This window comes from Rhizobium sp. 05L419, assembly GCF_056397845.1.
In genome coordinates, this window is the sequence record NZ_JBFTOF010000012.1 from 112168 (window position 1) to 129912 (window position 17745).

Sequence of the window (17745 nt, forward strand, 5' to 3'; positions counted from 1 at the left end):
AATATTCTACAAATTAGGTAGAATTTTATCCCGCTAATTCGCGCAGGCGCCGAAGAGTTTTCCCGCAGTGCAGCACAATAGAGATACGCGTGCTTGGTTTCTCGTGACCTTTTTTGAAATTATCACCTCGTTTTGAGGCTACCTCATCAATGTAAGACGGGAAACACCACAATGAACAAGAACACGTCCGCCAAGTTCAGCCTGACGCGCCGCGCGAGCCTCGCAGCGATCGCCGCGTCGGCAGCCGCTCTGATTACCTTTGCAGCCCCGGTTCCTTCCTTTGCCGAAGACAAGTCGATCAAGGTCGGCATCATGAGCGGCGAAGACGAAGATGTCTGGCGTGTCGTGGCCGCGCAAGCCGGCAAGAACGGCCTCAAGATCGAGACGGTCGTCTTCAACGACTATACGCAGCCGAACGAAGCGCTTGAGCGCGGTGAAATCGACGCCAACGCCTTCCAGCATCAGCCTTACCTCGACAACCAGGTGAAGCAGCACGGCTATCACATCGTCCGTGTCGGCTATACCGGCGTCTGGCCGATCGGCCTCTACACGAAGAAGTACAAGTCTGTTTCCGAGGTTCCGGAAGGTGCTGTCATCGGCGTACCGAATGACCCGTCGAACGAAGGCCGTGCGCTACGCGTCCTGCAGAACGAGGGCGTGATCAAGCTCAAGGACGGCACCGGCATTCTCGCCACCGTTACCGACATCGTCGAAAATCCGAAGAAGGTCGAGATCAAGGAACTCGACGCCGGCGTCGTCGGCCGGGCTATCGACGATCTGGATGCCGCCGTCGTCAACACCGACTGGGCGCTGAAGAGCGGGCTTTCCGCCTCCGATCGCATCGCGCAGGAGCCGATTGCCGACAACCCCTACCGCAATTTCATCGCGGTCAAGCAGGGCAGCGAGAACGAAGCGTGGGTGAAGACACTCGTTTCGTCCTACCAGAACGATACGGTTAAAGCCGAGTTCGACAAGGTGTATAAGGGTACCGGCCTCAGCGCCTACTGATTAACATTCGCGCCTTGGGGTTGGGTGCGTTGAACAAGGCGGTCCGGGCGTTCCTTGCCCGGGCCGCCTTGGGCGTTTCCGAAGGGAAAGACTATGAATTCGTTTGTTTCTGCCCCGGTGATCGAGGCGCCGGAGAACATCGCCGAAGAGGTGGTTCGGCTCGTCGATGTCCAGCGGCATTTTGGTGCAACCGCAGCACTGGACGGCATATCGCTGACCGTCCGAAAGGGCGAAATCCTTGGTATCATCGGTCGCAGCGGTGCGGGGAAATCAACGCTCATTCGCTGCCTGAACGGCCTGGAACGGCCCGATAGCGGCGAGATCGAGATCGAGGGCCGCAGCATCACCGGCCTGGACGAAAAAGAATTGCAGCCGCTGCGCCGGCGCGTCGGCATGATCTTCCAGCATTTCAATCTGCTGTCGGCAAAGACCGTTGAAGACAATGTCGCGTTGCCGTTGAAGATCGCCGGCGTCGGGAAGACTGAACGACTGAAGCGCGCGCATGAACTTCTTGACCTCGTCGGTCTTTCCGAGAAAGCCAAGGCCTATCCGTCGTCGCTTTCGGGCGGCCAGAAGCAGCGCGTCGGCATTGCACGCGCGCTTGCAGCGCGTCCGGCTCTGCTTCTCTCCGACGAGGCAACCTCCGCGCTCGATCCGGAAACGACGCGCTCGATCCTGGTGCTCTTGAAGGACATCAACCGCAAGCTCGGGCTGACGATCCTGTTGATCACCCACGAAATGGAAGTCGTGCGCAACATTGCAGACCGCGTGGCCGTGATCGACGCCGGCCGTATCGTAGAGGAGGGCCAGGTCTGGTCGGTCTTCGCCGATCCGAAGGCTCCGATCACCAAGAGCCTGCTTGCCGGAAGCCGCCCGCAACTGCCCGAGCATATGACTGCACGGCTTTCCCCCAATTCGGGGACCGAGGCCATCCTCAGCATCGATCTTGCCGGACCGGAGGCGCAGGGCGCGCTGTTTGCCGATCTGTCGGCTGCACTGCCGCACTCCTTCCGCCTGGTTCATGGCGGCATCGATCACATCCAGAACCAGCCGGTGGCACGGTTCTTCGTGGCCGTCCCGACGCGCGATCCGGCGCTGAAGGACAAGGTCGAACAATTTCTGACGGCCCGCTCGGCGCGGGTGGAGGTGCTTGGCTATGACACCGATCATGTTTAATCTTCTGTTTCGCTCCCTCTGGGAGACGATCCTGATGACTGGTGCTTCGGGCCTGATCTCGCTGGTATTCGGCCTGCCGCTCGGCCTTGCGCTGGTGCTGACGAACCGCGGCGGTATTGCCGAAAACCTATGGGTCAACAGCATTCTCGGCGCCATCGTCAACGGCTTCCGTGCGGTCCCTTTCATCATTCTACTTGTGGCTTTGATCCCATTGACGCGCCTGATCGTCGGCACCGCGCTCGGCACCTGGGCTGCGATCGTGCCGCTGGCGATTGCTGCAACGCCCTACTATGCGCGCATTGCCGAAGTGTCGCTGCGCGAGGTCGACCGGGGACTGATCGACGCGGTGCGCGCCATGGGCGGCAACCGCTGGACGATCATCCGGGAAGTGCTGGTACCGGAAGCCTTGCCGGGCATCGTCGCGGGCTTCACCGTCACGCTGGTCACGCTGATCGGTGCGTCGGCGATGGCTGGCGCGATCGGCGCCGGCGGTTTGGGGGACCTTGCGATCCGCTATGGCTACCAGCGCTTCGAAACCGCCGTCATGGTCGCGGTCGTCGCCGTCCTCATCGTGCTCGTCTGCGGCATCCAATGGCTCGGCGATCGATTTGTCACCAGGCTGGACCACAAATAGTCAGCGGCGAAACTGCGAGGCAGGGTGGGAAGAAGGCAGCCTGCCGTTGCCGCCGAAGAGCTTTTGCCGCAGTGGCCCCTCGGCGTAGTCAGCCTTGAACAGCCCGCGCTCCTGCAGCACCGGGACGACGAGGTCGATGAAGTCGGCCAGACTTTCCGGCGCCACTGTCCGCGCGAGATTGAAGCCGTCGACGTCGCCATCCTCGATCCATCCCTGCAGGCGATCGGCAACCTGTTCCGGCGAGCCGACAATCGGCTTCATGCGGCTGCCGAGCACCATCTGGTCGATGATCTGGCGAAGCGTTGCCGGCTTCGGCGCTTGCCTGGTAATGGCCGACAGCGCCGATTGATTGGCATTGGTGGATGCCTGCCCGATCGGATCGTCCAGACCATACTTCGAGAGGTCGATACCGATCGATGCAGAGTAGTGGGCGAGCGACGCCTCCACGCTTGCGTGCCGACGATAATCCTCGAGCTTGTCTTCCGCCTCTTTCTGCGTGCGTCCGACGACGACGGTCATCAGGCTCAGGACACGCAAGGCATCCGCCTCGCGCCCCATCTGTGAAGCCTTGCGACGCAAAGCATCCACCGTGGGTCTCGCCGCTTGCGGCGTGGGTGTCGCGAGGAACACGCATTCGGCGTGGCGGGCCGCAAAATCCTGGCCACGCGCGGAAGCACCGGCCTGGAAGAGCAAGGGGGTGCGCTGCGGCGACGGCTCGGCAAGGTGAATGCCCTCCATCTTGTAGTACTTGCCCTGGTGGCTGACGGCGCGCACCTTCGACGCATCGGCAAAGATACCGCGCGCTTTGTCGCGCACTACGGCATCGTCGTCCCAGCTTCCCTCCCAGAGTTTGTAGAGGATTTCGAGATATTCCTCGGCAGCGTCATAGCGGGCGTCATGCTCGGGCAATGTGGCGAAGCCCATGCTGCGGGCAGCGCTGTCGAGATAGCCGGTGACGACGTTCCAGCCGATCCGCCCCTTGGTCAGGTGGTCGAGCGTCGACATGCGCCGTGCGAGCAGGAAGGGCGGCTCATAGGTCGTGTTGACGGTGACCCCGAAGCCGAGGTGTTTCGTCACATAGGCCATCGCCGAGATCGGCATCAGCGGATCGTTGACCGGGATCTGTGCACCGGTCTCGATGACTGGGCCTGGACTTCCCTTGTAGACGTCATAGACGCCGACGATGTCGGCAAGGAAGATGCCGTCGAGCTTGCCGCGCTCTGCCGTGCGCGCAAACTCCGTCCAGTAGTCGAGATCGGTATAGTGCAGGGACGCGTCGCGCGGATGCGTCCACATTCCATGATTGATATGGCCGACGCAGTTCATGTCGAAGGCGTAGATCTGCATCTGCTTCATCGAATGCTCCCCAATGCCGGGGAGCCTCCCCAACGCCAGGTTTGTAGAACCATACCGGCGATTTGTCCCCTGCTAACTCTTGCCTTTCCACGGAACGAGCAGGGCTTCCAGTATCCGAACGGCAGCACTGAAGGCAAATGCGCAGGCAGCGATGATCCCTATGCCGACGAACACCACGTCCGTCGCCAGAAACTGCGACGCGGACATGATCATGTAGCCGATGCCGCGATTGGAGGCGATAAGCTCGGCGGCGACAAGGGTGCTCCAACCGACGCCAAGCGCGATCCTCAAGCCGGTCAGGATCTCCGGCAGGGCCGAGGGCAGTACGATGCTGACGAGAAGCTGCCAGGGTTTCGCGCCGAGGGATCTTGCGGCATTCACGCGTTCGATCGGCAGCGAACGCACGCCGGCCTGCGCCGACAGGCAAATGGGAGCGAACATTGCGAGCACCAGAAGCGTCACCTTGGATGTTTCCCCGATCCCCAGCCAGATGATCATCAGCGGCAGGTAAGCAAGCGGGGGCAGCGGCCAGTAGAACTCGATTGGCGTGTCGAGGATGCCTTTTACCCAACGATTGAGCCCCATAAGAAGACCGACGGGAATGCCGACCACGGTCGCGATCGCCGCGGCCGTGACGATCCTGAAGAGGCTGGCGGATATGTGTTCGGAAAGGGAGGCACCAGCATAGCCGTCTCGATAGACGGCACCAAGCTGGGTCCAGACCTCTTGAGGCGTCGGCAGGAACAGATGCGGCACCAGCGCCAGCTTCGCGACGAGCCACCAGGCGGCCAGAAGTGCGAAGGCCGTACCAAGGCTGATGACGACGGTTGGCCTTTCTCCGACGCCAAAACCCTTCATCTTCACGGGGGTAGGCTGATCGGCGGTCTGGCCAACGAGGACGTGTCCGGTCTGTGTCAATTCGCTCATTCCGCCGCACTCCTCAATTCGTTCGAACCATGCAGTATGCCGCGGATTTCTTCGCGCAGGCTGCCGAACTCCGGCGACGTCTTTATCGACCGCGAATCTCCGGTCTCGGCGAGTTGGCGAACGAAATCGAGATCGAAGCGCGCGACGATCCGTCCAGGGCGCGGCGACATCACCACCACCTGCGTGCCGAGGAACAAGGCTTCGTCGATCGAGTGGGTGATAAAGAAAATGCGTTTGCGGGTTGTTTTCCAGATCGACACCAGAAGCTCTTGCATCTGTTCGCGCGTCAGGCTGTCCAAGGCACCGAACGGCTCGTCCATCAATAGCACGTCTGGCTCTGTTGCGAGCGCCCGGGCAATGCCGACACGCTGGCGCATGCCGCCCGACAATTCGTAAGGAAAGGCGTTTGCAAAGTCCTTGAGGCCAACCAGATGAAGGAGTTCATCGGCGCGGGTCCGCCGGGCAGCTCTTGGTAGTCCTGCAAATTTCAGCCCAAGCGCGACATTGTCGATGACGGATTTCCAAGTGAGCAGCGTGTCCTTCTGGAAGACCACGCCGCGATCGGCGCCGGGACCAGCGATCTGTCGCCCGTCGAGTGTTATTGCCCCCTCGGAGAGCGGCAGGAAGCCTGCAATCGCGTTCAACAGGGTGGACTTGCCGCAACCCGATGCGCCGAGTGCTACCACGAAGCTGTTGTCCGGAATATCGAGCGAAACACGATCAAGGGCGTGAACCGTCTGGCCATCTCGCGTCCTGAAATAGACGCTCGCGTGATCGACTTTGAGCATGTGCTGTCTCTTCAAAAGAGGACGCCGGCGCGATGTCGCGCCAGCGTGCCCCGGGGAGGATCCGATTAGTTGCTTGCGTTGGTGAGGGCGTCTGCCGTGACGAAGGCTGCGTAGCTTGGCAACACTTCCGTCACCTTGCCCTGTTCCTTCAGGAAGGCCGCGGTGTCCTTGAGGATCTTGGCTGCGCCGGACTTTTCTCCACCGCCCAACCAGGCCTCCGATGCCTGAACTTCAGGCGTGAGCAAGGTGAGGTTCTTCAATGCTGCCGCCTGCTGGTCTGCGGTACCGCCCAACGCCTTGGCCAGAAGCTTGGCGTTGTCGCTGTCGGGCTGCCAGGCCTTCTTGTCGGCTGCGAAGGAAGCGTAGTATTTGTTGATCACACCGGAAAAGCTCTTGAGGAATGCCGGGTTTTCGTCAGCGAACTTCGAGGCGGCGACCCAGGCCGAGAAGGTCGGCGCACCCTTGTCGGCAACGTCCTTGGACGTGACGAGGACCTTGCCGTTCTTCTTGAGCTCTGTGAGGGCCGGATCCCAGACGAAGCCGCCGTCAATATCGCCGCGATTGTAACTTGCGACGATTTCCGGCTGCGGGATAGCGAAGACCTGAACGTCCTTCTCGGTCAGGCCGAGCGACTTGATCAGGGCGAGAAGCTGATAGTGATCGGTGGAAACGGGTGCTGCAGCCAGCTTCTTGCCCTTCAAATCCGAAAGCGACTGGATACCTGAGCCGTTGCGGACGACCAGCGCTTCGTCGATGCCTGAAATGGACGAGAGGTAGAACGCCTTGACTTCAAGGCCGCGCGATGTCGCTGCGGCAAACGGGCTCGAGCCGACATAGCCGACCTGCACATCCCCCGACGCGATTGCCGCAAAGATTTCCGCACCGGAATTGAACTTCCGGAAATCGATGTCGTAGCCCGTCGCCTTTGCAAATTCGCCGTTGGCGATCGCCACTGAGGACGGCAACGCATCGGTTTGATAGGCAACGACTATCTTCTTGTCGGCCGCCTGCGACATGAAGGGCGCGGCCAGGACGGTGGACCCGAGCGTGAGCGCAGCAAATAGAGTCTTGATATTCATGTTTCGCCCCCTTGCGGCTGAGCTTCTGCATCAGCGCGTGAACTATTTCGACAAGGAAACACTACGGCGGACACCCGCTCGCACACAGATAAAACTATCTATTTTATAGACATTAGAGACAATATTGTTTTGCTATCCTACCTGAACACATCATATGCCGTTGCGACACTCAGGCGTTGCCAATGGAAATAAGATAGACGAGTGCCTGACCACTCAGAGCAACGGCGGTGCTCACGGCGCCTTCCAGCAGCACGGAATCGCCTTGACCCAACTCGACCTTCCCACGTTCCCACTCCAGAACGACACTTCCCCGGTGGCACAGCGCGAGCCAGGTGTGGGCATCGACGCGAACGCCGGCGCTTCCGTCGACCTCGACGCGGTCAACTTGATGTTTCATGCGGCCGCGGCGTGTCATGACGTTCAGGTCGGTGATCGTCCCCTCTGCTAGAGACGCCGAGACCAGCACATCGGCGGCAAAGGCAAGCGGTTCGCTGGTCGCCGTGAGCAGCACCGGCGCGCTGCCATCGATCGCAAGCGACATGCCGTTGCCATCCAGGATCGAGAGCGTGCGGTCAATGCCGGGAAAGATCGAAAACGGTCCATCGGTCGCCACTGTCGCCATGCTGATGCGCCAGTCGAACTCCGAAAGCCCGGCTCCTTCGGGCGATACCGCAATTTCCACGGTCTCGCCCCCACCGTTCTTCCATGGCATGCGGCGGTAGGTGCTGGCTTTGAGGACGGTAGGGCGGGGCATTCTATCTCCATCGTTGCAAAAGAGGGCGGAGATCCTTTCGACCGCCTGCGGTCGCACAGGCCTTCTCCAAGCGACTGGTTCACAGTGGATAAGACCGTCGCACGAGACGGCGGCCTTATCCGACTAATCCCCCTCAGTTCCCAAGGATCGCCGGAAGGCGCAGACCCTGCTCCTTGGCGCAATCGATCGCGATCTCGTAGCCCGCATCGGCGTGGCGCATGACGCCTGTCGCGGGGTCGTTCCAGAGAACGCGCTCGATGCGGCGGGCGGCATCGTCGGTGCCGTCGCAGCAGATCACCATGCCGGAGTGCTGCGAGAAGCCCATGCCGACGCCGCCGCCGTGATGGAGCGACACCCAGGTGGCGCCAGATGCCGTGTTGAGGAGGGCGTTCAGCAGCGGCCAGTCCGACACGGCATCCGAGCCGTCCTTCATCGCTTCCGTCTCGCGGTTCGGCGAGGCGACCGAGCCCGAATCCAGGTGGTCGCGGCCGATGACGATCGGAGCACTCAGTTCGCCGGTCCGGACCATCTCGTTGAAGGCGAGGCCGAGGCGGTGACGATCGCCGAGCCCGACCCAGCAGATGCGCGCCGGCAGGCCCTGGAAGGAGATGCGCTCGCGCGCCATATCGAGCCAGTTGTGGAGATGGGTGTTGCCGGGGGTGAGTTCCTTTACCTTGGCGTCGGTCTTGTAGATATCCTCCGGATTGCCGGAGAGTGCCGCCCAGCGGAACGGGCCGATACCGCGGCAGAAGAGCGGACGAATATAGGCCGGGACGAAGCCCGGGAAGGCGAAGGCGTTTTCAAGGCCCTCGTCCTTGGCGACCTGGCGGATGTTGTTGCCGTAGTCGAAGGTCGGGATCCCCATGTCCTGGAAGGCGATCATTGCTTCGACGTGTTCACGCATCGAGGCGCGGGCGGCCTTTTCCACTGCCTTCGGGTCGCTTTCGCGCTTTTCCTTCCATTGAGCCATAGTCCAGCCCTTCGGCAGGTAGCCGTTAACCGGATCGTGCGCCGACGTCTGGTCGGTCACCATATCGGGGCGCATGCCGCGGCGAACCATTTCCGGCAGGATCTCCGCCGTGTTGCCGAGCAGGCCGACGGATTTAGCCTCGCCGTTCTTCGTCCAGCGGGCGATCATCTCCATCGCCTCGTCCAGCGTCTCCGCCTTTTCGTCGACGTAGCGGGTGCGCAGCCGGAAATCGATCGAGTCCGGGTTGCACTCGACGGCAAGGCAGCAGGCGCCGGCCATGACAGCGGCGAGCGGCTGCGCGCCACCCATGCCGCCGAGGCCGCCGGTCAGGATCCATTTGCCCTTGAGGCTGCCGCCGTAATGCTGGCGACCCGCCTCGACAAAGGTCTCGTAGGTGCCCTGCACGATGCCCTGCGTACCGATATAGATCCACGAGCCGGCCGTCATCTGGCCGTACATCGCAAGGCCCTTCTTATCGAGCTCGTTGAAGTGATCCCAGGTTGCCCAGTGCGGCACCAGGTTGGAGTTGGCGATGAGGACGCGCGGCGCATCCTTGTGGGTGCGGAAAACACCGACCGGCTTGCCGGATTGCACCAGCAGCGTCTCTTCCTCGGTCAGCGTCTTCAGCGTCGCGACGATGCGGTCGAAATCCTCCCAGGTGCGGGCCGCGCGGCCGATGCCGCCGTAGACGACGAGTTCGTTCGGGTTCTCCGCGACGTCGGGATCGAGGTTGTTCATCAGCATGCGCAGCGGCGCTTCGGTCATCCAGCTCTTTGCACTGAGCTCGTTGCCGCGGGGGCTGCGAATTTCACGGATATTATGGCGTGGGTTGCTAGTCATGCGGGTTCCCCCTTGTTCGGTATTGGGTGCTTAGCGTTTCAGGTCGGGCGCGGTCTGAGAGATGCGCACGAGGATGTCTTTCAGGTGAACGCGCAGGCGCTCGGCCTTTGCGGGATCGTAGGCAAAGGGTGGCGTCTCGGTTGCGAGATGGGTCGATTGGGCAAGCTCCATCTGGATGGCATGGACGCCGGTCTCCGGCTTGCCGTAGTGCCGCGTCGTCCAGCCGCCCTTGAAGCGGCCATTGAGGATGCTGTCATAACCACCGGCGGCGGCAGTTACCGCGACGGCCGCCTGCTCGATCGCGCCGTCGCAGGTCTTGCCCATGTCGGTGCCGATGTTGAAGTCGGGCAGCTTGCCTTCGAAAAGGAACGGGATGTGGGAACGGATGGAATGGCAATCGTAAAGAATGGCCACGCCATGGATCGCCTTGACGCGCTCGATCTCGGCAGCAAGGGCGGCGTGATAGGGCGCATGGAAGTCCCGCAGCCGCTCCGCAATGTCATCATCCCTCGGCGCGTCGCCATCATTCCAGATCGACTTGCCGTCAAAGTCGGTGTCGGGAACGAGGCCCGTGGTGTTCTGGCCGGGATAGAGGCTGACGCCCTCCGGATCGCGGTTGGCGTCGATGACATAGCGATGGAAGGTAGCGCGCACGCTCGTAGCACCATCCAGCAGGCCGTTGTAGAGCTGGTGGATGTGCCAGTCGGTATCGGCGAGAATTCGGCCGTTGTCGTTCAGACGCTCCCATATCGCAGGCGGCACCTCCGTGCCGGTATGCGGGAAGCCGAGAATCACGGGCGAGGTTCCCTGGCGGATTTCGTAGGGCGTGGTCATGGCGATCCCTCCGATCGTTTTCACATCAAGCCTCCAGAACCGGCAGGATGCCGCCTGAAACCGATGCGTTCAGCGCACCGGATGCGACGAGATCGCTTGCCGCCTTGAGATCGTTTGCCATGTAGCGGTCGACCTCCAGCGTCGGTACGACGGTTCGGATCGCGGCAATGGCTTTTTGCAGTTCCGGGCTGGTGGCGAGCGGCGCGCGGAATTCGACGCCCTGCGCCGCCGTCAGCGCCTCGATACCGATGATGGCGAAGAGATTGTCGGTCATTTGAAGCAGGCGGCGGGCGCCGTGGCAGGCCATGGAGACGTGGTCTTCCTGGTTGGCGGAGGTCGGCGTCGAGTCGACCGATGCCGGATGTGACATCTGCTTGTTTTCCGACATCAGCGCCGCGGACGTGACTTCCGCGATCATCAGGCCGGAGTTCAGGCCGGGCTTCTTGGCAAGGAACGCCGGCAGGCCGTAGGAGAGTGCGGGGTCAACCAGGAGCGCGATGCGGCGCTGGGCGATCGCGCCGATCTCGCAGACCGCAATCGCAATCTGGTCGGCGGCGAAGGCGACCGGCTCGGCGTGGAAATTGCCGCCGGACACGACGGAATTGTCAGACAGCACAAGCGGGTTGTCGGTGACGGCATTCGCTTCGATCTCGAGCGTCCGCGCGACCGAACGCAGAAGATCGAGGCAAGCGCCGTCGACCTGCGGCTGGCAGCGGATGCAATAGGGATCCTGCACGCGTTCGTCGCCTTCGACATGGCTCTGGCGGATAATAGAATTGTCCAGAAGGGCGCGCAGCGCGGCGGCCGTATCGATCTGGCCCTTGTGGCCGCGCAGGGTATGGATATCGGGGTGGAACGGCGCCGACGAGCCCATCGCGGCGTCCGTCGACATGGCGCCGGTGACAAGAGCGGCCTGCGCTGCGCGATGAGCGCGGAAGAGGCCGGCAAGCGCCAGTGCTGTGGATGTCTGCGTGCCGTTGATCAGCGCGAGCCCCTCCTTGGCGGCAAGGACGACCGGCGTCAGGCCGGCCTTGCGAAGGGCGGCTGCGCCGGAGAGGCGTTCGCCTGCGAAGAAGGCCTCTGCTTCGCCCATCATGACAGCTGCCATGTGTGCAAGCGGGGCGAGGTCGCCGGAAGCGCCGACCGAGCCCTTCTCAGGAATGACCGGAATGACGCCCTTTTCCAGCATGCCTTCAATCAGGCGCACCAACTGCAGGCGTACGCCAGAGGCGCCGCGCCCGAGTGATACGAGCTTCAGCGCCATGATCAGACGCACGATATTATCGGGCAGCGGCGCGCCGACGCCGCAGCAATGCGACAGGATGAGATTGCGCTGAAGCGTGGCCACATCGGCGCTGTCGATCTTGATCGAGGCAAGCTTTCCGAATCCGGTATTGATGCCGTAGACCGGGGCGTTGCCGGCAGCGATTTCCGCGATGCGGGCCGCTGCCTTGGCGATGCCGGCGTCGAAAGATGGGTCGAGCCTGGCCGAGGCGCCGGTCCAGTAAATCGTTTCCAGATCGTTCAGAGTGACGGAGCCAGGGTGAAGAGTGATGGTCAACGGTCGATCCTTTCGCCCTTGAAGACATGTGCATGAAGCGGGTTGAAGCCGATGCGGTAGACGAGTTCGGCCAGGCTCTCGACGTCCCAGATCGCGAAGTCGGCGGACTTGGCGGTCTCGAGCGTGCCGGTTTCGCCAAGCAGACCGAGCGCCCGAGCGCCTTCGCGGGTGGTGCCGGCGATGCATTCCTCCACGGTCAGGCCGAAGAGCGTCGCCGACATGTTCATCGTCAGCAGCAGCGAGGTCAGCGGCGAGGTCCCGGGATTGCAGTCGGTCGCGATCGCAATGTGCGCGCCGGCCTCGCGCAGCGCATCGACCGGCGGCTTCTGCTTTTCGTTGATGGCGTAGAAGGCTCCAGGCAAGAGCACGGCGACTGTTCCGGCCGCAGCCATGGCGGCGGCTCCTTCGGCATCGAGATATTCGAGGTGATCGGCCGACAGTGCCTTGTAGGAAGCCGCGAGCTTCGCACCGCCCAGATTGGAGAGTTGTTCTGCGTGCAGCTTCACCGGCAGGCCGAGTGCTTCGGCCTTGTCGAAGACCCGCGAGATCTGCGCGACCGAGAAGGCGATGCCTTCGCAAAAGCCGTCCACCGCATCGACGAGGCCTTCCGCATGGGCCTGTTCGAGGCCGGGCAGAACGATGTCCGTGATGTAGTCGGTGTTACGGCCCTTGTATTCGACCGGCGTCGCATGGGCGCCGAGATAGGATGTGACGACGCGAACGGGGCGTACCCGCTCCAGCTGTCGGGCTGCGCGCAGCATCTTTAGTTCGGCCTCGATATTGAGGCCGTAACCGGATTTGATCTCGATCGTGGTGATGCCTTCCAAGAGCAGCGTGTCGAGGCGGGGCAGGGCCGCCTGAACGAGCCCATCGACGGACAGGGCGTTCGTGGCCTTTACCGAGGATACGATGCCGCCGCCGGCGCGGGCGACCTCCTCGTAGGTGGCGCCTTCGAGACGCATTTCGAATTCGCGGGCGCGATTACCGCCGTAGACGATGTGGGTGTGGCAGTCGACGAGGCCGGGCGTGACCCAGCGGCCTTCGAGGTCGGTGATCCCGGCGCGCTCGATCGCCCGAACCGGCACTTCGCTTTCCGGGCCGATGTAGCTTATGCGGCCGCCTTCGACGACGACGGCGCCTTTCTCGATGATGCCGAGACCCTGCTTTTGCGGGTCGAGGGTTGCCAGGCGCGCGTTGCGCCAGAGGTGCGGACGAACCTCGCCGGATGCTTCATCGCCTGAAAAATTGTTCCCATTCATCAGCTTTGCGCCTTTCCTTATGCGGAAACATGTATATACATAATAAACAGGTGACAAGTGGAAATTTGTGCGTCTCCATGGAAAAGAAAGATGCGCGACGCCAAAGAGGAGAAAAAGCGGTCATGGCACAAACGGTTGCGACCACACTTCATGCGAGCGCGGCCCTCCTGCCGCAGGGGTGGCAGAAGGACGTGCGCCTGACACTGACGGACGGCCGCATCTCGCAGATAGAAACGGCCGTCGCCGCCGACCAGGCCGACGAACGACATCATACGCTCGTTCCGGCGATGGGGAACCTTCACAGTCACGCTTTTCAGCGCGCCATGGCTGGCCTTGCCGAGGTAAGGGGTCCGGCCAACGACAGCTTCTGGAGCTGGCGTACGGTCATGTACAAGTTTGCCCTGTCGATGACGCCGGAGCATGTCGAGGCGGTTGCAGCGCAGCTCTATATGGAAATGCTGGAAGCCGGCTTTTCCCGCGTCGGCGAGTTCCACTACCTGCATCATGACAAGGACGGGCGGCAGTATGCCAATATTGCCGAGCTTGCCGAGCGCATCGGCGCCGCAAGCAGCGCGACCGGTATCGGCCTGACACTACTTCCGGTGTTCTACGCGCATTCCGGCTTCGGGGGTGCCGCGCCGATCGAGGGTCAGCGGCGTTTCATCAACTCGCTCGACAGCTTTGCGAGGCTGATGGATGGCTGCCGCAAGGTTACCGGCGGGATCGAGGGCGCCGAACTCGGCCTTGCACCGCACAGCCTGCGCGCCGCGACGCCCGAAGAGCTGGCGAAAGTCGTGCCGATGGTGGGCGAGGGACCGGTCCATATCCACGTCGCCGAGCAGGTGAAAGAGGTCGAGGATTGCATCGCCTGGTCCGGCGCGCGTCCCGTGGAATGGCTGCTTGCCAATGCCCCGGTCGATCACCGCTGGTGCCTGATCCACGCCACCCACATGACCGATGAGGAAACGCGGGCGATGGCGCAGCGCGGCGCGATCGCCGGCCTTTGCCCGATCACCGAGGCCAATCTCGGCGACGGCACCTTTGAGGCGCCGCTCTTCCTGGAAGAGGGCGGTCGCTACGGCGTCGGTTCGGATTCCAACGTGCTGATCTCGTTGGCCGGCGAGCTGCGGCAGCTCGAATATTCCGAGCGCCTGGCGTTGAAGGCCCGCAACGTCATCGCAACACCCGGCGGCTCGACGGCGCGAAGCCTCTTCGATCACGCCATCGCAGGTGGCGGCGCGGCGCTGAAGGCGCCCGCCGGCCTGTCCGTCGGCAACCATGCGGACATCGTGTCGCTCGATACCAGCGCCGTTCCCTATCTCTCGGGCGATCAATTGCTTGATCACTGGGTCTTTGCCGGTGGCGTCGGCGTCGATAGCGTCTGGGCGCTCGGCCGCAAGCAAGTCGATGGCGGGCGCCATGTCGGCCGCGACGCGATCAATCGTCGGTTCCTGAAGGTGATGGGAGAACTGCTCGCGGCCTAACGGGGCTTTCCACGAATGCGTATTCACATTAGAGCGGGAGGGCCAACCGGAGCGTGACGATGAACCAGAGCAAGGACACAACCTTGCACCAGCGTATCCTCAGCGACATCGAAGGCCGTATCGTCTCGGGCGAGTGGCCGCCGGGTCATCGCATCCCGTTCGAGATCGACCTCACCAAGGAATACGACTGCTCGCGGATGACCGTGAACAAGGCGCTGACGCAGCTCGCCAAGGCGGGCCTGATCGAGCGTCGGAAGAAGTCCGGCAGCTTCGTTACGCAGCCGCAGGCACAATCGGCCGTTCTTGAAATCCACGATATCAAGGCCGAGGTCCAGTCGCTGAACCTCGCCTATTCCTATGCGGTTTCGGCGCGGATCGTGCGCAAGGCAAAGGCGGAGGATATCCGCCGGCTCGACGTTCCGCCCGGTTCCTCTGTCGTGGAGGTGGTCTGCATCCATCGCGCCGGCGGCAGGCCTTTTTGCCTTGAAGAACGATTAATCAGCCTGGAAACCGTCCCGGAAGCAGGCGGCGCCGACTTTTCCGATATTGCGCCGGGTGCGTGGTTGCTCAACCAAATTCCGTGGAGCAGCGCGGAGCATCGTATCCACGCAGTCTCGGCTGCGGCCGAGGAAACGGCTGCCCTCGACATTCCCCGCCACACGGCCTGTCTTGTCGTCGAACGCCGGACCTGGAGCAATGTCGGCCCGGTCACCCACGTCCGCTTCACCTATCCCGGCGACAAGCACGCACTCGTGGCACGGTTCACGCCGGCTTCCGCCTAAACTTGTCATGCTGCACATTTTTCGTTCACGCGACCCGATGCGGCCCGTGGTTTGACCATGCCCGCTTACTCGGACGGGGCGTTGAAAATTGCCGCGTGGGAGTAAAAATAAAATATCGCTTCCCAGCGCCCTGTTCGGCGGTTTTGTCCGCAACTCCGGTCCCTCTGCATTCCCCTCTCAACTTCCCCTGGGGAGAAGCTTGCGCTTCCCCTGGGGAGAAGCTTGCGCTTCCCCTGGGGACCTTGTGTGCCGCACAGGCACGTCCGGAGCTCAACTCGGCGAAGCACGCCGCCGTCTCCGAAGGGAGACCATTTTCTGCGGACCCCAGATGACAGCAGATGCCCAAGGCCTCCGCTGCCGAATGCGAAGATTTTTCGTGCGGGCATGTCGATTTTTCCTCTCTCCGAACGTTCTTGAAGGACACGCCGTTGCGCATCCGCGCTCGCGGCAGGATGTGTCGAGTAAACGAGCCGAGAAGGAGGCCCTTGCGATGGATGCCCATAGTCTTGTTTCCGCAACGGAACTGGCAAGAGGCAACGCCGCCCGCCAGCCGAACGAAAGCGCCGAATATCGGCGTGCGCGCCAGGCGCTGCTTGCCGAGGAGATCGAACTGCGTCGCCATATCGAGCGCGTTGCCGAGCAGCGGCGAGCGTTGCCGGCGGGCGGCGAGGTGACGAAGGAGTACCGCTTTGAGGGGCCGGACGGACCGGTCAGTCTCGAAGAGCTGTTCGGGGACAAGCAGACTTTGGTGATCTACAGCTACATGTTCGGGCCGCAGCGGCAACGTCCATGCCCGATGTGCACGTCCATGTTGTCGGCGCTTGATGGCGAAATTCCCGACATCCGCCAACAGACCGCCTTCGCAGTCGTCGCCCGTTCGCCGATCGAACGGCTGCTCGCCTTCAAGCAGGAGCGCGGCTGGCATCACCTGCCGCTCTATTCGGACCTGAGCGACGAGTACAGCCGCGACTACCGCGCGCTTGGCAAGGATGACAGCGACGACGCGGCCTACAACGTCTTCACCCGCAGGGACGGCAAGATCCGCCACTTCTGGAGCGCGGAAATGGGACCGGAGACCGCCGATCCCGGCCAGGATCCGCGCGGCGCGCCGGATTTCATGCCGTTGTGGACCGTGCTCGACACGACGCCCGACGGGCGTCCGGCCAGCTGGTATCCGAAGCTTTCCTACGAGGCGCAAAGATAGGCTGGCGGCGCCCGTCGCAGTGCATCGTCAGCGCCCCCTGCCGACGCTCGCATACATGCCGGTCGTGCGGAATTCGGTGGGGTTGGTGCCGTAGACACGTCGGAAGACCTTGGAGAAGTAGTTGGCATCCTCGAAACCCGAGCGGATCGCCACCTCCTTCACCGGCATGTTGTCGGTCTTGGTCAAAAGCTTGACGGCGCGCTGCAGGCGTTTCTGCAGGACGAATTCGGCCGGCGGAACGCCTTCGCTGGCGGCGAAGATGCGCGAGAAATGCGCACGGCTGAGGCCTGCCACCTTGGCAAGGTCCTCGACCGGCAGCGGACGCTCGAGATTGCTCATGATGTGGCCGATGACATGCTGCATCGTCCGGTATTCCTCGCTGAAGACGGGATGCGAACCGAAGACGTCGTCATAGAGCGCCATGGCCGCTTCGTAGGCTATCGCCGATGCGTGGCCCGGGGTCTCCGCACCATCGATGAGGCGCAGGCTGCAATCGGCCAGATGTTCGATGGTGTGCGGCTGCAGCTTGAGGATCGGGCCTGTTACCGCGAGAATGGAGCGGTGGACGCGAAGCGCTTCGTCGCCATTCATCGAGATCCAGAAGAACTCCCATCGGCCGCCATCCTCCAACCAATAGCGATGGTTGTGCGGAACGAGGACCAGCAGGGTTTCGCCTTCCTTCACGCGCAGTTCGCGGTTGTCGTATCTGAGGTTGCCCGCCCCTCCAATCGTGTGCTGGAGCACGGTGAACGGCGTCTGGCCGCGCTTGCGTCCGTCCCAGTCATAAGTTGCGTCGGTGCGGATCTCGTAGCCCGTGCTGGTCGGCATCGTATGCAACGTCTGTCGGCCCCGCGGTAGCGAAACGGTCCGCATGGCGGGACCTCGGTCGATCAATTCCTGAAGCACAGAATTACCCATGAAAGCATAATCCTTCTCTGGCGGCCCCGCCGAAATTGCGCATAATCCGCCCCCAAGAGAGAGAACACCGCCAGCACCGAGGAATGGCGGGGAGGAGAATTAGCCGGATTTCTGGCCTTTTTTGGCGCAGCACGCAAGCCCGGGCGCTATTCTTCTTCTCATCCTCCAACG

General features: G+C 62.4%; 16 protein-coding genes. 6 read left to right on the forward strand and 10 right to left on the reverse strand.

The genetic code is table 11. From position 1 onward, the window contains the following. Positions 1–171 precede the first annotated feature (171 nt). The 3 genes from AC1DMK_RS16935 to AC1DMK_RS16945 all read left to right on the forward strand — a co-directional run bounded on the left by AC1DMK_RS16935 (position 172) and on the right by AC1DMK_RS16945 (position 2818). Positions 172–1008: a MetQ/NlpA family lipoprotein gene (locus AC1DMK_RS16935; protein ID WP_477860522.1), complete on the forward strand. Its 837-nt coding sequence runs from the start codon at positions 172–174 to the stop codon at positions 1006–1008. Positions 1009–1101: 93 nt separating this feature from the next. Beyond that, the gene (locus AC1DMK_RS16940; RefSeq protein ID WP_477860524.1) at positions 1102–2184 is read left to right on the forward strand and encodes a methionine ABC transporter ATP-binding protein; all 1083 of its coding nucleotides are present in this window, start codon (positions 1102–1104) and stop codon (positions 2182–2184) included. Continuing rightward, positions 2165–2818 (forward strand): methionine ABC transporter permease, encoded by a 654-nt coding sequence (locus tag AC1DMK_RS16945; RefSeq protein ID WP_477860526.1) that lies wholly within the window; start codon positions 2165–2167, stop codon positions 2816–2818. The genes AC1DMK_RS16940 and AC1DMK_RS16945 overlap by 20 nt, the downstream gene beginning before the upstream one ends. Here the strand turns inward: AC1DMK_RS16945 and AC1DMK_RS16950 are convergent, their stop codons facing one another. The 9 genes from AC1DMK_RS16950 to hutI all read right to left on the reverse strand — a co-directional run bounded on the left by AC1DMK_RS16950 (position 2819) and on the right by hutI (position 13186). Continuing rightward, positions 2819–4174: an LLM class flavin-dependent oxidoreductase gene (locus AC1DMK_RS16950; protein ID WP_477860528.1), complete on the reverse strand. Its 1356-nt coding sequence runs from the start codon at positions 4172–4174 to the stop codon at positions 2819–2821. 72 nt (positions 4175–4246) lie between these two features. Next, positions 4247–5101: an ABC transporter permease subunit gene (locus tag AC1DMK_RS16955; protein ID WP_477860530.1), complete on the reverse strand. Its 855-nt coding sequence runs from the start codon at positions 5099–5101 to the stop codon at positions 4247–4249. After that, a complete protein-coding gene (locus tag AC1DMK_RS16960) occupies positions 5098–5889 on the reverse strand; it encodes a taurine ABC transporter ATP-binding protein (protein WP_477860532.1) in 792 nt (263 codons plus the stop codon). Before AC1DMK_RS16960 ends, AC1DMK_RS16955 begins: the two co-directional genes overlap by 4 nt. A gap of 65 nt (positions 5890–5954) precedes the next feature. Next, positions 5955–6968, reverse strand: coding sequence for a taurine ABC transporter substrate-binding protein (gene tauA / locus AC1DMK_RS16965; RefSeq protein ID WP_477860534.1), 1014 nt, complete (start codon positions 6966–6968; stop codon positions 5955–5957). Between the two features lie 169 nt (positions 6969–7137). Beyond that, a complete protein-coding gene (locus tag AC1DMK_RS16970; RefSeq protein ID WP_477860536.1) occupies positions 7138–7722 on the reverse strand; it encodes a HutD/Ves family protein in 585 nt (194 codons plus the stop codon). A 133-nt stretch (positions 7723–7855) separates the two neighbouring features. Beyond that, positions 7856–9532: a urocanate hydratase gene (gene hutU / locus AC1DMK_RS16975; protein WP_037058249.1), complete on the reverse strand. Its 1677-nt coding sequence runs from the start codon at positions 9530–9532 to the stop codon at positions 7856–7858. Positions 9533–9562: 30 nt separating this feature from the next. Beyond that, positions 9563–10366, reverse strand: coding sequence for an N-formylglutamate deformylase (gene hutG, locus AC1DMK_RS16980; protein WP_477860594.1), 804 nt, complete (start codon positions 10364–10366; stop codon positions 9563–9565). Between the two features lie 25 nt (positions 10367–10391). Next, entirely contained in the window at positions 10392–11927 is a 1536-nt protein-coding gene (hutH, locus tag AC1DMK_RS16985; protein ID WP_477860538.1) for a histidine ammonia-lyase, read from the reverse strand. Then, entirely contained in the window at positions 11924–13186 is a 1263-nt protein-coding gene (gene hutI, locus AC1DMK_RS16990) for an imidazolonepropionase (RefSeq protein ID WP_477860540.1), read from the reverse strand. Before hutI ends, hutH begins: the two co-directional genes overlap by 4 nt. A gap of 122 nt (positions 13187–13308) precedes the next feature. On the opposite strand from hutI, the gene AC1DMK_RS16995 reads away from it, so the two are divergent. From AC1DMK_RS16995 to AC1DMK_RS17005, 3 genes are all read left to right on the forward strand, one after another. Next, complete coding sequence (locus AC1DMK_RS16995; protein WP_477860542.1) at positions 13309–14670, forward strand: formimidoylglutamate deiminase; 1362 nt, start codon at positions 13309–13311, stop codon at positions 14668–14670. Between the two features lie 59 nt (positions 14671–14729). Further along, complete coding sequence (gene hutC, locus AC1DMK_RS17000) at positions 14730–15452, forward strand: histidine utilization repressor (protein ID WP_477860544.1); 723 nt, start codon at positions 14730–14732, stop codon at positions 15450–15452. 490 nt (positions 15453–15942) lie between these two features. Next, the gene (locus AC1DMK_RS17005) at positions 15943–16656 is read left to right on the forward strand and encodes a DUF899 family protein (RefSeq protein ID WP_037058255.1); all 714 of its coding nucleotides are present in this window, start codon (positions 15943–15945) and stop codon (positions 16654–16656) included. 27 nt (positions 16657–16683) lie between these two features. Here the strand turns inward: AC1DMK_RS17005 and AC1DMK_RS17010 are convergent, their stop codons facing one another. Further along, positions 16684–17574 (reverse strand): AraC family transcriptional regulator, encoded by an 891-nt coding sequence (locus AC1DMK_RS17010; protein WP_037058256.1) that lies wholly within the window; start codon positions 17572–17574, stop codon positions 16684–16686. Positions 17575–17745: the final 171 nt, after the last annotated feature.